This window comes from Thermodesulfobacteriota bacterium, assembly GCA_034189135.1.
Lineage (GTDB): Bacteria > Desulfobacterota > Desulfobacteria > Desulfobacterales > JAUWMJ01 > JAUWMJ01.
Genome location: JAXHVO010000136.1, coordinates 17,408 through 32,691 on the forward strand (window position 1 = coordinate 17,408; position 15,284 = coordinate 32,691).

At 45.3% G+C, this 15,284-nt stretch carries 14 protein-coding genes; 7 read left to right on the plus strand and 7 right to left on the minus strand.

All coding sequences use genetic code 11. The features are described 5' to 3' along the window. Positions 1-97: 97 nt before the first annotated feature. From SWH54_19950 to SWH54_19980, 7 genes are all read left to right on the plus strand, one after another. Entirely contained in the window at positions 98-1,375 is a 1,278-nt protein-coding gene (locus tag SWH54_19950) for an aminomethyltransferase family protein (protein ID MDY6793544.1), read from the plus strand. 143 nt (positions 1,376-1,518) lie between these two features. After that, positions 1,519-1,917, plus strand: a complete 399-nt coding sequence (gene gcvH, locus SWH54_19955; GenBank protein MDY6793545.1) for a glycine cleavage system protein GcvH — start codon at positions 1,519-1,521, stop codon at positions 1,915-1,917. A 5-nt stretch (positions 1,918-1,922) separates the two neighbouring features. Then, positions 1,923-3,254, plus strand: coding sequence for an aminomethyl-transferring glycine dehydrogenase subunit GcvPA (gene gcvPA / locus SWH54_19960; protein ID MDY6793546.1), 1,332 nt, complete (start codon positions 1,923-1,925; stop codon positions 3,252-3,254). Then, complete coding sequence (gcvPB, locus tag SWH54_19965; GenBank protein ID MDY6793547.1) at positions 3,251-4,708, plus strand: aminomethyl-transferring glycine dehydrogenase subunit GcvPB; 1,458 nt, start codon at positions 3,251-3,253, stop codon at positions 4,706-4,708. Before gcvPA ends, gcvPB begins: the two co-directional genes overlap by 4 nt. A gap of 140 nt (positions 4,709-4,848) precedes the next feature. Beyond that, entirely contained in the window at positions 4,849-5,658 is an 810-nt protein-coding gene (lipB, locus tag SWH54_19970; protein MDY6793548.1) for a lipoyl(octanoyl) transferase LipB, read from the plus strand. Positions 5,659-5,859: 201 nt separating this feature from the next. Further along, a complete protein-coding gene (gene lipA / locus SWH54_19975) occupies positions 5,860-6,738 on the plus strand; it encodes a lipoyl synthase (protein MDY6793549.1) in 879 nt (292 codons plus the stop codon). Next, positions 6,710-7,516, plus strand: a complete 807-nt coding sequence (locus tag SWH54_19980) for an alpha/beta hydrolase (protein MDY6793550.1) — start codon at positions 6,710-6,712, stop codon at positions 7,514-7,516. Before lipA ends, SWH54_19980 begins: the two co-directional genes overlap by 29 nt. Here the strand turns inward: SWH54_19980 and SWH54_19985 are convergent. The 7 genes from SWH54_19985 to SWH54_20015 all read right to left on the minus strand — a co-directional run bounded on the left by SWH54_19985 (position 7,502) and on the right by SWH54_20015 (position 15,057). Beyond that, the gene (locus tag SWH54_19985; protein MDY6793551.1) at positions 7,502-7,711 is read right to left on the minus strand and encodes a hypothetical protein; all 210 of its coding nucleotides are present in this window, start codon (positions 7,709-7,711) and stop codon (positions 7,502-7,504) included. The two genes, SWH54_19980 and SWH54_19985, sit on opposite strands and share 15 nt — an antisense overlap. A 4-nt stretch (positions 7,712-7,715) precedes the next feature. Further along, positions 7,716-9,194, minus strand: coding sequence for a hypothetical protein (locus tag SWH54_19990; GenBank protein ID MDY6793552.1), 1,479 nt, complete (start codon positions 9,192-9,194; stop codon positions 7,716-7,718). Positions 9,195-9,224: 30 nt separating this feature from the next. Continuing rightward, positions 9,225-9,992 carry a prolipoprotein diacylglyceryl transferase gene (lgt, locus tag SWH54_19995; protein MDY6793553.1) on the minus strand — a complete coding sequence of 256 codons (768 nt, stop codon included), beginning with the start codon at positions 9,990-9,992 and terminating at the stop codon, positions 9,225-9,227. Between the two features lie 16 nt (positions 9,993-10,008). Then, entirely contained in the window at positions 10,009-10,500 is a 492-nt protein-coding gene (lspA, locus tag SWH54_20000; GenBank protein ID MDY6793554.1) for a signal peptidase II, read from the minus strand. Then, positions 10,497-13,310, minus strand: a complete 2,814-nt coding sequence (gene ileS, locus SWH54_20005; protein MDY6793555.1) for an isoleucine--tRNA ligase — start codon at positions 13,308-13,310, stop codon at positions 10,497-10,499. Before ileS ends, lspA begins: the two co-directional genes overlap by 4 nt. 227 nt (positions 13,311-13,537) lie before the next feature. Beyond that, positions 13,538-14,413, minus strand: coding sequence for a glucose-1-phosphate thymidylyltransferase RfbA (gene rfbA / locus SWH54_20010; GenBank protein ID MDY6793556.1), 876 nt, complete (start codon positions 14,411-14,413; stop codon positions 13,538-13,540). A 155-nt stretch (positions 14,414-14,568) separates the two neighbouring features. Beyond that, complete coding sequence (locus SWH54_20015; protein ID MDY6793557.1) at positions 14,569-15,057, minus strand: HNH endonuclease; 489 nt, start codon at positions 15,055-15,057, stop codon at positions 14,569-14,571. Positions 15,058-15,284: the final 227 nt, after the last annotated feature.

The window sequence follows — 15,284 nt, forward strand, 5'->3', positions numbered from 1 at the left end:
TGTATCATGCTCTGGATTGCAAAAGACCAGCTGATCATTTAAACTCTCAGTTTTAAAATCTGCAATCCTCAATGCAAAATAGGAACGGGGGTCAAAGATGGAAAAAGAAGTAAAAATGACGTTGCTGCATGAATGGCATGTTAATCGAGGTGCCAATATGGCGCAGTTCGGTGAATATGATATGCCGCTTTGGTACCCAACTGGCGTTAGAAGCGAACATCTTTCGGTACTTACCAACGCCGGTATTTTTGACACCAGCCATATGGCTGTGGTAATGATTGACGGATCCGACGCCCGGGATCTGCTTCAGCATTGTTTTTCTAATAACCTGGATGCCTGCATCGGAAAGCAGCAAAATCCGTTGATTCCGGGAAAATGCGTGTACGGAGTTTTTTTGAGAGATACCGGTGACGTCATCGATGATGCCATTGTATTTCAAATTGATGAGTCAATTTACATGGTGGTGGTTAATGCCGGAATGGGGAATGCGATCAGTACTCACTTGTTGGACCATGCAGGCCGTAGTAACGTAGACATTACCGATCTGACCGACAAATTAGGCAAGCTGGATGTGCAAGGTCCTTTTGCTGCAAAAATCCTCATTAAGGTGTTGAAAAGCCCCCAAACCGTGTTTGACAAGCTGCCGTATTTTTCCTTCAAAGGTCATTTTGATCCAAGTTCGACTGCGGCTAAAACCGTGCTTCTTTCCGACGGAACACCCATTTTGCTTTCCCGTACCGGTTATACCGGTGAATTCGGTTTTGAAATTTTTGTCGAACCGGATCACTTCACCCGAACCTGGGATATACTTGTTGAAGCCGGAAATGAATTCGGACTGGTGGCCTGTGGCCTGGCTGCCAGAGATTCCCTCAGAGCCGGTGCCGTGTTGCCGCTTTCACACCAGGATATCGGCCCATGGCCTTTTCTTTATAATCCGTGGCCATTTGCCCTGGCGTATAATGCTGATTTCTCGGGATTCACCAAACAGTTCATCGGCAGCGAGTCGCTTTTAAAAACAGATTATAGTGAGCACACCCTTCCCTTTGCCGGTTACGACCTTCGCAAGGTGTCCACCCACAACCAGGCAATTGTCACAGATGATAACGACAAACAAATCGGCAAAGTGCTGACATGTGCCACTGACATGGCAATCGGACGTCACAACGACCGGATTTACAGCATCGCCAGCCCGGACAAACCGAAAAATTTTAATCCGCGAGGACTCTGCTGCGGCTTTGTTAAAACCGCCGTCCGGTTATCACCAGGTCAAACAGTGACCATAAATGACAACCGCCGGAAAATCAAAGTTGAAATTGCAAACGACCTGCGCCCGAACCGAACCGCACGTCTGGCACTGTCCAAGTTCTTGAATTAGTGGTTTTGCCTGAGATTTATGATAGCTGTTCTTTAGCAGTTTGGCAATGCGTTAAAACTGGACATTAGGGACATCATGTGTTTAAATTTTTTTTAAATTTTTAAACGACAGAATCAAAACAAACAACCAAAGGAGGAATATGCATGAAAGAAATAGCTGAATTGAATCTGCCGGATGATTTGCGTTATGCAAAAGACCATGAATGGGCAAAGCTCGAAGGTGACAAGGTTAAAATAGGTATTGACGACTATGCCCAGGACCAGCTTGGCGATATCGTTTTCGTAGAATTACCCGAAGCGGGCACCACATTCTCCCAGGGGGAGGAATTTGGTACCGTAGAATCGGTTAAAGCGGTTTCCGAGCTTTTCATGCCCGTCGGAGGAGAAATTGTGGCAATCAATACCTCCCTGGAAGAAACCCCGGAACACGTCAACAACAGTCCTTACCAAGACGGATGGATGATCGAGGTCAAGCCGAGTGATGTGGCGGAAATGGACGCCCTTATGGATAAAGAGGCATATATAAAAATGCTGAAAGGATAAAACCTATGCGCTATTTACCACATACAGATGCAGATATTGCATCAATGCTTAAAGTTGTCGGAGCAGACAATCTGGAGGGACTTTTTCCCACCGTTCCTAAAGACTGTCGCTGCACCGACGATCTCAAATTACCTAAACCGTTAACGGAATGGGAACTCAACAGCTCTATAGACATGCTGGCAGGAAATGTGGCTGTATCTCCGGAATATAAAATTTTTATCGGAGCAGGGAGTTACGAGCATTTTATTCCTTCAAGTGCATCTTACCTGCTCAGTCGCTCCGAGTTTGTCACATCGTACACCCCGTACCAGCCGGAAATGAGCCAGGGAACCTTACAGGCAATCTTTGAATACCAAACCCTGATATCCCGGCTTCTGGGAATGGAAGTGGCCAATGCATCCCTTTACGACGGGGCTTCCGCCCTTGCTGAAGCGCTCCTTATGGCTGCCCGTGTCAATCGCCAGAATAAAATCGCCGTGTCAGGCCTGATTCACCCCATGTACCGCCGTGTACTCGAAACTTACCTTAAGCCCACCGGGTTCGAAATAATTGAACTGCCTTATGTTGAAAACGGCAGAACTGATCTAACCCCTGTTGACGGAATGGAAGGACTTGCCGCCGTGGCCGTACAATCTCCCAACTTTTTCGGGTGCGTGGAAGATCTTAAGGCCATTGGTGAAAAAGCCCATGAGAAAAAAGCACTTTTTATTACTTCTTTCACTGAACCGCTGGCTTACGGCCTGTTAAAAAACCCGGGAAACCTGGGTGCTGACATTGCCTGCGGTGAAGGTCAGAGTATGGGTATCCCGCGATCTTTCGGTGGACCGGCTCTGGGAATGTTTGCCGCCAAAATGAAGTATGTGCGAAACATGCCGGGACGACTGGTGGGTGAAACCAAGGACAAAGACGGAAAAAGAGGTTTTGTTTTAACTCTGGCCACCCGTGAACAGCACATCCGTCGGGAAAAGGCCACATCCAACATATGCACCAACAGCGGGCTCTGCGCACTGGCGTCTGCTATTTACATGGCCTCGGTTGGGGGTACGGGCATACGCGAGCTGTCCCAACTGAATCATGACAAGGCGGCATATCTTAAATCAGAACTTGAAAAAGCAGGATTTGCCATTCCCTTTAACAGCCCTTTCTTTAACGAATTTGTAGTTAAATTTCCTGCCGGCTTTGAGACAACCTACCAGCGATTGCTCGAAAAAAAGATTGTTGCCGGCCTGCCCCTTGCTTCCTATTATCCCGAACTTGAAGATCATTATCTTATGTGTGTGACGGAAACAAGGTCAAAAGAAGATATCGATATCCTGGTCAGGGAGGTGAAATCATGAAAGAATCTTTAGGCACAACCGGTCTCATACTAAACGAACCCTTGCTCTGGGAAAAGGGCAAAAAAGGACGGTACGGGTTTTCCATTCCCCGCCGTGATGTCGATCGTTTTCCCCTGGACGAAAATGTAGCGGGTGACGGTCCCGACTTTCCCGATCTGAGCGAAGTGGATGTGGTTCGCCATTATACAAGACTGTCGCAGTGGAATTTCGGTGTGGACACCGGAATGTATCCCCTGGGATCATGTACCATGAAATATAACCCGAAAACCAATGAAAGACAGGCAAGCCAGCCCGGATTTGCCGGAGCACACCCTCTGCTCCCCACTGGACTGACCCAGGGCGCGCTGAGGCTGATGTTCGAACTGGAAGACTTCCTGGCTGAAATAACCGGCATGGATGCAGTCACGCTTCAGCCTGCTGCAGGTGCCCATGGTGAACTTGCCGGAATGCTTCTGATATGGGCCTTTCATAAAGACAAAGGACAGAACCGCTCAAAAATTATTGTTCCTGACACCGCACACGGGACAAACCCTGCCAGTGCATCTTTGTGCGGCTTTCGCTCCGTGCCGGTAAAATCTAACCAACAGGGAGTGCTTTCTGTCGAAGCGGTGGCTGAAATTATGGACGAAGAGACCGCCGGGATCATGGTCACCAATCCCAACACCCTGGGTCTTTTCGAAGAAAACATTATAAAAATTGCCGATATTGTTCATTCCAAAGGTGGTCTGGTATACTGCGACGGTGCAAATATGAATGCGGTAATGGGTATTGCAGACATGGGAAAAATCGGTATCGATGTTTTACATCTCAATCTCCACAAAACGTTCTCCACACCTCACGGTGGCGGAGGTCCTGGTGCCGGACCGGTGTGTGTGAAAAAACAACTTGAACCTTTTTTACCGGTTCCCCGTATCCGCTCTAAAGATAATAAATACTCTATTTCGTTTGATTACCCTAAATCTATCGGCAAACTGCATGCCTTTTACGGCAATTTCGGTGTCATGGTAAAAGCCTACAGTTACATTCTCAGCATGGGTGCGTCAGGGCTGAAAAAGGCCAGCAGCCTGGCTGTACTGAATGCCAATTATATCAAGGAAAAACTCAAAGATACTTTTCACCTGCCGTACGACCGGCCATGTATGCATGAATGTGTTTTTTCCGATAAAAATCAAGAGCCTGATAAAGTAACCACTCTCGATATCGTAAAGCGTCTGATCGATTACGGTTTTCATCCGCCCACCATTTATTTCCCGCTGGTGGTGCATGGGGCAATAATGATCGAACCGACGGAAACCGAGTCCAAAGAAAACATTGACCTTTTCATCGATGCCCTGAAACAGGTTGTAACGGAGGCCAAAAAAGATTCCGAAATCCTGACACAGGCCCCAACGCGTACAAAAGTCAGAAGGCTTGATGAGACCAGCGCTGCGCGTCATCCCTGTCTTACAGGCTGAAAATGAATATTTTTTTCACCACGGAGGGCACAGAGAAATAGTTTTTTAGTTTGTCCTGATGATATCAGGACAAACTAAACCATTGATCCCGCTTTAAGCGGGACTTAGAAACAAAGATTTCAAATTTGAAGAATTGAAAAATGAACCTAAACCTGGCAACTACCGGCTCGCAACACGTAACTCGCAATCCGGAACCCGCAACCCGCAACCCGCTCCACGAAACCTGCTTATGCGTGGAATTGCCTGTGATTGATTATCAAAAGGCGAGGGATCTACAAAGCTATCTTGTATCCGCCAGAAAAGATAACATAATAGACTCGGATATGGTGATAATTCTGGAACACCCTCCGGTCTTTACTCTTGGCCGCCGGGGTGGACTTGAAAATCTGAGCGTATCTGAATCTTTTCTAAAAAAATTGAAAATCCCGCTCATCCATGTGGAACGAGGGGGAAATATCACTTTTCACGGTCCCGGACAGATCGTGGTTTACCCTATTATTAACCTGGGAAAAGCCAGACTGGCTGTGACCGATTTTGTCAGTAACCTTGAGGAGGTCATGATTCAGACTGCTAAAGACTTAGGGGTTCAAGCACGGCGTAACGGTATAAACCGAGGCATATGGGTAGGAGAAAAAAAACTGGGAAGTATCGGAATAGCTGTTCGAAAAGGAATCAGTTTTCACGGCATGGCTCTAAATGTGAATCTGTCGCTTGAACCCTTTAACTGGATCAACCCCTGCGGATTGCAAAACATAAAGATGACCTCCATCCAGCAGGAACTTTCCCATTCTGTTTCTCTGTCTCACATCAGGCGGACGCTGAAACAGCATTTTGAATCGATCTTCGGGATAAAACTCGTGGCAACTGATATAAAAGAGTTATGCAGAAATTTTAACTTGAGTAGCATGTTGGAATTTAAAAGTGTCAAAAAAGAGCATAACGTTTTTTGAACGTCGAACATCCAACATCGAACGTTGAACATCGAATAATGAAATCGCTCAAGCAGCGCAGGCGTTTGCGCCGCGTGTCGCTCCGCCGATTTATAAATTGGCAGAATACCTTATTAAAAATTCGACGTTGGACGTTCGATGTTCGACGTTCAAAGTCTTTTACCTTAACGGCTACGTCTTTGATATTGGATTGCAATCTGAATGCTCACCACCATAAAACAACATAAACGAAAACAAAAACCCCCCTGGCTTAAGCGGCACCTTCCAACCGGACCCGACTATGAGCAAATTAAAGCCCTTATTACTAAAGGCGGGCTGCACACAGTATGCCAGGAAGCAAAATGCCCCAATATCTGGGAGTGCTTTTCCAAACATACGGCCACATTTATGATTCTGGGATCTCGATGCACGCGCAATTGCAGATTTTGTGCCGTTGCTCATGGGCCGGCTGATGAACCCGATCCGAAAGAACCTGTGAGAGTAGCCAACGCGGCTCGTAAAATGGGTTTAAATTACGTGGTCATCACCTCTGTCACCCGTGATGATCTTCCTGACGGCGGTGCTGTCTTTTTTTCCCAAACCTTACAGGAAATCCGAAAACAAATACCTGACGCACTGATAGAGATCCTCATACCCGATTTTCAGGGAAACCAACATGCCCTGAAAACGGTTCTTAAAGCCCGACCCGATGTGTTGAACCATAATATAGAAACCGTTCCGCGTCTGTATTCGACGGTTCGCCCTGAAGCAAACTACCAACGCTCCCTGGAGCTTTTACAACAAACCCGCCAATACGATCCGTCTATACCAACCAAATCAGGACTCATGCTCGGCCTGGGTGAACAGCCTGAGGAGATCACCGGGACTCTTGAAGATCTTTTCAACACCGGCTGTCGAATCTTAACGCTGGGACAGTATCTCCAGCCTTCAAAACAACACCTTCAGGTTGAGCGTTTTGTTTCGCCGGAAGAATTTGACAACTGGAAAAAAACCGCCCTTGAAATCGGCTTTTCACAGGTGGCCGGCGGTCCTTTTGTTCGGAGCTCCTATCATGCAAAAGAGCTGTTTCAAAACCAGTGATCACACCCACATCTATTATGAAACACACGGATTTGAATCAAAAAATCCTGTGGTCGTTTTTTTGAACGGTACCATGCAAACCACCTTGAACTGGAGACCGCACGCCCGTATCTTTAAAGACCGCTTCAGGGTGATTCTGTATGATGCCAGAGCCCAGGGTCAAAGCAAGCTTGGGGGGAAAAAACCATCTGTCGACCTTCATGTCCAAGACCTTTCAGACCTTCTTCATCACCTTAAAATTAAAAGGACACACCTGGTAGGGGTGAGCCACGGTTGTTATATTGCACTTTCACTGGCTTCCCGGACTCCAGACCTGGTTGACGGCTTGGTACTGTGCAGCGTCGGTTCAAAAATCAACGCTCAGGCGAAAATTATTATACGGTCCTGGCTGGAAATACTTCAATCAGACGGGCTTAGGTCTTTGGGATGGGCGGTTCTTCCCGTTGTTTTTGGAAAAAACTTTTTAAAACAAAATGAAAGAATGATCGATAAAATGGTAGAGGCCATTGTGGCGCGAAACAATAAAGATGCTATCATGGCCCAACTCAAGGCGATAAAAAATTACCCTGCGCCCGGATCCCTGGCAAAAAAGATCAACTGCCCTACCCTCATTGTGTCAGGTCTCCAGGATCGTCTGGTAAATATTGAAGATGCCACGCATCTTGCCAAGCTCTGCCGGGGAAGTCATGAGAAATTGCCAGGCATCGGCCACAGTATTCCGGCTGAGACACCGGAGCTATTTAACAGCACAGTACTGAAATTTCTACTTTCTTTTTAAATCATCGACAAGATCTTTCATGATGGATATGACATTGCGGCCTCTTTCCCGGGCGATCCGGTGTGCATCATCAACCAGTTTTGCTGCCTGGCGATCCAATTCGGGCATAGATGGAACAGTCATATTCATCTTCTGATACCGCCAGGTTAAAAGTCGCACGGCCAGCTTCTGTTCCTGTTGTCTGAAAAATCCCATGGGGCTAATTTCCCGTCATGCATATTTTAAAAAGGACATCTTCCAATATAAGTTTTGAATTCTGTACTGTTCTTTTGAGCCTTAAATCCGCATGACTCAGGCACTCAAGAGCATCAAGGAGTTCATTGGTGGTAAATCGGTCAGATTTTTGCAACATCATAAACACAGGATAGGGGTTTTGGGGATTTTTGGCAATAACAAGATCTGCGGACACTTTGCTTTTTTTCTTCTTTTTCCCGCCTTTTTTTTGCTTTTTATGATCACCCTTCTCTGCTGAAAGCATGTTTTTCCAATCATCCACCTGTTGTAAAAATTTTCGGTCATGCTCAATTATCTCCGGCATCACCTTGCTTTGAAAATGATTATACCGACATCCGGGAAACCAGACGACCCCTCGGGAACTTTCGGTAAAATCCTTAATTATCAGAAGCCTTCTGACCTGGTTGACTATTGCAGTTAAAAGCTGAAGCGGATGATCGATTTGGCCACCACCAAGGAGAGAATCCAGATAAAAAAGGGCCCTTTCAATGTTTTTATCGGTGACTGCGTTGGTAAATTCATATATCGGATCTTTTTTGGTTCGTTTTAAGACAAACCTCACATCTTCAGCGGTTATACTTTTCCGTCCTCCCACATAACTGATGAGCTTATCCATATTGCTGGAAACGGTCCGCAGGTCAAAACCGGTCATCTGATACATGGCCTTATATGCATCCTGGCTCATGGTCTTATCGTTTTGGTTGAGAATCGATTTCATCTTTTCATTAAGGACCTTTTCCTGGGCTATTTTATCAGCCCGTCGATCTCCTTTCGGCACAAAACAGTCAATGATGATCCCTTTTTTTTCAATGCCCTTATAAAGGCTTTTCCTTTTATCCACAAAATCCGTGGTAATAATCAGATGGTTTCCTTGGGGAAATCCTTTGTCAATGGCCTGCTGCAATTTTTTGCTTTTATTCTCACCGGAAGGCACAGACTGTCTGCTCTCAAGGCAGTAATCAATAATTTCATCCAGCCATTTTTCGTCGCTGTTGAAGCTAGTAAATCTTTTGAACGTTTTACTTCTGTTTGTTTTATCGACATCTTCAAAGGAAAGATTTAACATCCCTAAAAGGCTTAAAAAATGCCTGGCCGCTTTTTTAATATCGTTTTTATCGTATTCTTCCTTTACTTTTTTGAGTATCTTTTCTTCATCCTGTTTGGAATAGAATACCCTGGAGTCAATGATAGAGACCACCTTGTTACCGGATAAAAGAGAAAATGTATTTACCCGCGCGATAATTTCGCCCATATCCTCATTGGATCCGTCAAACGGCTCATAGTTTAGGCTGCGTCTGGAATTGGGAACAAGGGCATCTAAAATCTTTTCAAATGCTTCTTTACAGAGCAGTTCTTCTCCATATATCAGAAACACAGGAGCGAGCTGATCCTCTTTTTTATCCTTAATATATTTTTCCAGCTCTTGGTAATTTATGGTTGGCATGTTTTAAAAGAATGCGGTGATATAAAGTTTTTAATTTGTTTCCGGCGTTTTTCTAAGCAGCATAATCATCACAGCGGCAATCATCGCCAATCCTGCGCCGACTGTTTGGGAAACAGATAACGCCCCGGAAACAGAGTAGCTTTGGATGTCGCCGCGAAATGTTTCAAGGGTGGCAAAGGTCACCCCAAAAAGCAAAACGTAAATCCAGAATAATTGGCCGTCAAATTTTTTATACTTACGAAAAACAAGTAAAACACCATAGATAATAAGATAATTTAAAGCAAAATAAAGCTGTACCGGGTGGATAGGAATACCGGTAGGCGCAAGAGAATGTGGGTGGGTGAAGGTCACTGCCCAGGGAAAATCGGATACCCTTCCGTAACAGCAGCCCGTAAAAAAACAACCAATCATTCCCCAAAACTGGCCCACTGCAATAGCCGGGGCCAACATGTCAGCCGTTTTCCAAAGGGGCATGGCTGTTGATTTCATATAGATGAGCCCTGTGATCAGGGCGGCGATCAATCCTCCGTAAAAAACAAGACCCCCGTTTTGTATTCGTATTATTTCCCAAGGATCCTGAAAAAATATAACGGGGTTTGTCGCCATATAAAACAGCCGTGACCCGACAATAGCCGAGATCAGCAAATAGAAACACAGATCCATGATCTTTTCCGGATCTTCTCCTGTCCTGTTGGCCTCTTTCCTGACAATCAATATCCCCAGTATCAACCCGATTGCTATGAAAAAACTGTAGCTGCAGAGGGAAAACTTTCCAATTTTAAAAAGGATGGGGTACATTTTGCTCGCTTTTGTTCTACTCGGGCAGTTTTTTAAACAGCAGGTGAAAAATAAAAACAGTAATTCCTACGGAAATGGCGCTGTCTGCTATATTAAAAGCATGCCAGTGCAAATCCCCCAGGTAGAAATCAAGAAAATCAATCACCTTTCCAAAACGTATTCTGTCAATGAGGTTGCCGATAGCGCCTCCGAAAATCATGGCAAAAGCGGTGGCAAGCCATGGATGTGTCTTGGGCGTGTTTTTATAGAACCAGAAAACCAATCCCACCGCCAGTGATGAAATAAAAAGGAATACGACGGTTCGCAAAGCTGAGCTTTGATTGGCCAAAAACCCAAAAGCGCCACCTGGATTTTGAATATGAACGAGGTTGAAGAATCCGGGTATCACCGTCACTGAATGATAAAGAGGCATTGATTTCAAGATCAATGTTTTGGTGATCTGGTCGGCAACTACAACCAATCCGGCAACACTGACAAGCCTTATGTATTTGGCGTAAAAAGCGTTCATACCGATTCTTCCTGCGCGATAAGATCCAGCGCATGTCGGCACCGATCGCAAATGGTAGGATGATCCGGATTGGTCCCAACCGAAGGTTCATGTATCCAGCATCTTTCGCACTTATCTCCCCCGGCGACTTCCACCTTAATGCACAAGCCCTCTATATCGCTGCTCTCATATGCGCCGGTAAGCCTTTCACCGTCAACCAGTGATGCTTTAGAAACAATGAATATAGATTTTAGCTCATCTGCATAAGGATCCAGGATGTGCTTCATCTCTTTTTTACACGAAATGGTTACCGCCGCATCAAGGGGGTGCCCGATAATTTTTTGGGCCCTGGCTTCTTCCAGGGCCTTTGTCACCTCGGAGCGAATTTCGAGCAACCGTTCCCATTGTCCTGCCAGACTTTCGTCTATCCAGTTTTCATTTACCACGGGCAAGGAGGCCAGATGAACGCTTTCCTCTTTTTCCTTTTGTTCCGGCATAAAACTCCAGATTTCTTCTGCGGTAAATGACAGTATCGGTGCCATCAGCCGCACCATGGCGTTCAGCATGCTGTACATGACGGTCTGGGCACTCCTCCTTTCTTTTGATTTCGCTGGTGAAGTGTACAGCCTGTCTTTTAGAATATCTAAATAGAATGCGGAAAGATCAAGGGTGCAATAATTGTAAAACGCGTGATACACCAGATGAAATTCGTACGTTTGATAGGCTTTCCGGGTTTTTTCGATCAGTTCCTGCAATTTGTGCAGGGCAAATCTGTCAATATCCGGCATCGATGCATAGGAAACAGAATCTTTTTCCACATTAAAATCAGAGAGGTTACCCAGCAGGAACCGGCAGGTATTTCTTATCCTTCGATACGCGTCGCTTAGCTGCTTTAAAAACTTTTCCGAAATACGGATATCATCCCTGTAATCAGAGGCGGACACCCAAAGACGCAATATCTCCGCCCCGAATTTATCGATCACCTCGCTTGGGGCCACGATATTCCCCAGGGACTTGGACATCTTCTTTCCCTGGGCATCCACAACATATCCATGGGTTAACACCGCGTGATAGGGCGCAGTTCCCCTTGTTCCCACAGCGGTCAGAATGGAACTGTGAAACCACCCCCTGTGCTGGTCACTTCCTTCCAGATAAAGATCGGCAGGCCATCTTAGATAAGGACGCTGCTCAAGTACGGCTGCATGGCTCACCCCTGAATCGAACCACACATCCAAAATATCGGTCTCCTTAACAAAGGATGTATTTTGGCACTTTTCACACAGCGCTCCTTGGGGAAGAAATTCATCCGCATCCTTTTCAAACCAGATATCAGCACCATGCTTCTCAAATGCACGGCAAATACGATCAATGATTTCCTGGGTGATATAAAGCTCTCCGCACTTATCACAATAAAATACGGTAATCGGCACACCCCAGGCCCGCTGCCTGGATACACACCAGTCGGGTCGATTTTCGATCATGCTGTATATTCTTTCCTTGCCCCAATGGGGAATCCATTCCACCCGGTCGATCGCTTCAAGGGTTTTCTTCCTCAGGCCCGTCTTATCCATGGAAATAAACCATTGGGGCGTGGCACGAAAGATTACCGGCTGTTTGCATCGCCAGCAATGAGGATATGAATGTTCGATTGTTTCCTCCGCCAGGAGTGCTCCGGTTTCCTTCAACTTTGCATTGACATTTTTGTTGGCCTCAAAAACAAACTGCCCGTTGAAAAACTCAACATCCTGAGTAAAACAGCCTTTGTCATCTATGGGGGAATAGACATCAATGTCATACAGCAGGCTAACCTCATAATCTTCGCGGCCATGACCCGGAGCCGTATGCACACATCCTGTACCGGCCTCAAGCGTCACATGGTCTGCCAAAATTAACATCGATTCCCTGTGATAAAGGGGGTGCATGCACTTTTTTCGTTCAAGCATCTTCGGATCAATATCCGCAATAATTTTATAGTTTGCCATACCAAAGGTGTGCATACATCTTTCCACCAGCTCTCCGGCCAAAATAAAAACTTCGTTGTTCCCCACATCCACTGCAACATATTTAAAATCAGGATGAAGGGCGACGGCCATGTTCGCCGGAATCGTCCAGGGGGTGGTGGTCCAGATCACCACAAAGACCTTTTTCCCTAAGACCGCTTTTTCTTCTTTGCTGATGTCATCTTTCAAGGGAAACTTAACAAAAATCGACGGCGATGCTTCGTCATGATATTCTACTTCTGCTTCCGCCAGGGCAGTCTGACAGGTAGAACACCAGTATATAGGCTTTTTACTCCGGAAAAGACTCCCGTTAAGCGCAAATTTCCCGCACTCCCTGGCAATGGTGGCTTCGTATGCATAGTTCATGGTCAGGTATGGATTCTCCCATTCACCCATTACACCGAGCCGTTTAAACTCTTCCCGCTGAATGTTGATAAATTTTTCCGCATATGACCTGCACCGCTTTCTAACCTGTGCCATGGAAAGATCATTTTTTTTATCTCCAAGCTCCTTGTCCACATTATGTTCAATGGGAAGCCCATGACAGTCCCACCCCGGCACGTAGACCGCATCAAAGCCCATCATCTGCCTTGACCGAACGATAATATCTTTTAATATTTTGTTTAAAGCCGTACCGATATGTATATAACCGTTTGCATATGGAGGTCCGTCATGAAGAATAAAAAGTTCACTCCCCTTTGAAGTATTTCTGATCTTCTCAAGCAAACGGCTCTCTTCCCAGTGTTTTAATTGCTCCGGCTCACGCTTGGCCAGATTTGCCTTCATCGGAAACTTGGTTGCCGGAAGGTTGAGTGTCTTCTTGTAATCCATTTAATCCTCCATAATTCATCAGGTTTTGCACCCTTTGGTTTAGCAAAATCCACAGACGGTAAGGGGTAAAAATTACATTTTTACCCCTTACCGTCTTGACAGTGAAATAAATCAGAGATGCAAAACTTGAGTGTTACGCTTTGGGTTCCTGGTTAATGGCCTATTAGATCATTAAAACTTAATACTTAAAGTTAAACACGTTGCTTAACCAGCGGCCATGCATTTTCTTATACTCTGGCTTCACAAACGATATCCATAAGGTACCGTCCGTATTCATTTTTCAGCATATCTGCGGCAATGTTCTCAAGCTGGCTATCATCAATATATCCAAGGCGAAAGGCAATCTCCTCTATGCTGGCAATCCTGAGTCCCTGGCGTTCCTGGATTGCCTGCACATAACTGGATGCCTGTTGCAGGGCTTCATGGGTGCCGGTGTCCAGCCAGGCAAACCCTCTGCTTAAAAGCTCCACTTTAAGCTCGCCCCTTTTCAGATACTCCATATTCACATCTGTAATCTCTAGTTCTCCACGATTAGACGGCTGTATACCTGCTGCAATGCTCACCACATCATTGTCATAAATGTAAAGTCCGGGAACGGCATAATTCGATTTTGGTTTTAACGGCTTTTCTTCAATCCCCATCACATTTCCATCTCCGTCAAACTCCACCACCCCATACCGTTCGGGATCACGAACCAGGTAGCCGAAAATTCGCCCTCCTTTTTCCAGGCAAACGGCCCTTTTTAATGTGTCCGAAAGATTATGGCCGTAGAAAATATTATCCCCCAGGATAAGACAAACATGGTCATCTCCGATAAATGACTTGCCTATGACAAAAGCCTGGGCCAACCCCTCGGGTCTTGGCTGGACGGCATAGGAAAAGTTAAGCCCCAGTTTGGAACCGTCCTGAAACAGTCTTTCGAAATCAGGCAAATCTTGGGGAGTTGAGATGATAAGTATTTCCCTGATCCCGGCCAGCATTAAAACCGACAAGGGATAGTAGATCATGGGTTTATCATAAACAGGTAAAAGCTGCTTGCTGACCACACGGGTAATCGGGTAAAGCCGGCTTCCTGATCCGCCGGCCAAAATGATTCCTTTCATGATTTTCCTTTTTTTAGTAACTACCAACCATTTAGGCTGAAGCAATCTCACAGCCTTCAGCCATCGGTCTATTCTCCTGAGTAATTATTAGTTTGACATTGTCTCTCAGATGAAGCACAGGCGGTGGCAAGATAGGATATAAAGATGGAACCAGCCTAGTAAATTCCAAATCCTTTCAGGACTTCATAAATACCAAGCTTTTTAACTTTTAACCTTAAGAACTCTGAAATTGTCGGCTGATACGCCTTAACTTTGAGATACATATTTGCCTCGCTGGGAGTTTTATCGCCCTTTTTGTTGTTACACGGCTTGCATGCAGCCACACAATTTTCAAAATCTGTCTTGCCGCCTCTGGATCTTGGTATAATGTGATCAATGGTCAATTTGTCTTTTTTGGCGCTGCAATATGCACACTTAAAACCATCTCTTACCAGAACGTTTCTCTTGCTGAAAGGAACTCTCGTTCTATAAAGAGCCCTTATTAATTTGATCAGCTTCATTACCGCAGGAATTTTCATGGCAACGCCTTCAGCAGTTCTAACTATTCTATCAGAATACTTCAGGACTGTAATCTTACCTTTGGTCAGCAGACACATTGCTCTCTTCCAATCCACTACATTTAAAAATGTATAGTCTGCATTCAATAAAACGCACTGAGTCATGTTAAACCTCCGTGTACCAAGCCGTCAATTTCTCTTGCTGCTAAATTTGTTTAACCTCCCAATGATGAACTCGTAAAAAATATCACTGATACCCCAATTGAGCGAAAACTTATGCTGCTTTTTTAAATTCATTTTCGTTTAGAGTAGTACAAATGTTACGATAAAGTAATTCAGTTTCATTGTTCTTTGTCAATTCGATGACTTTTACA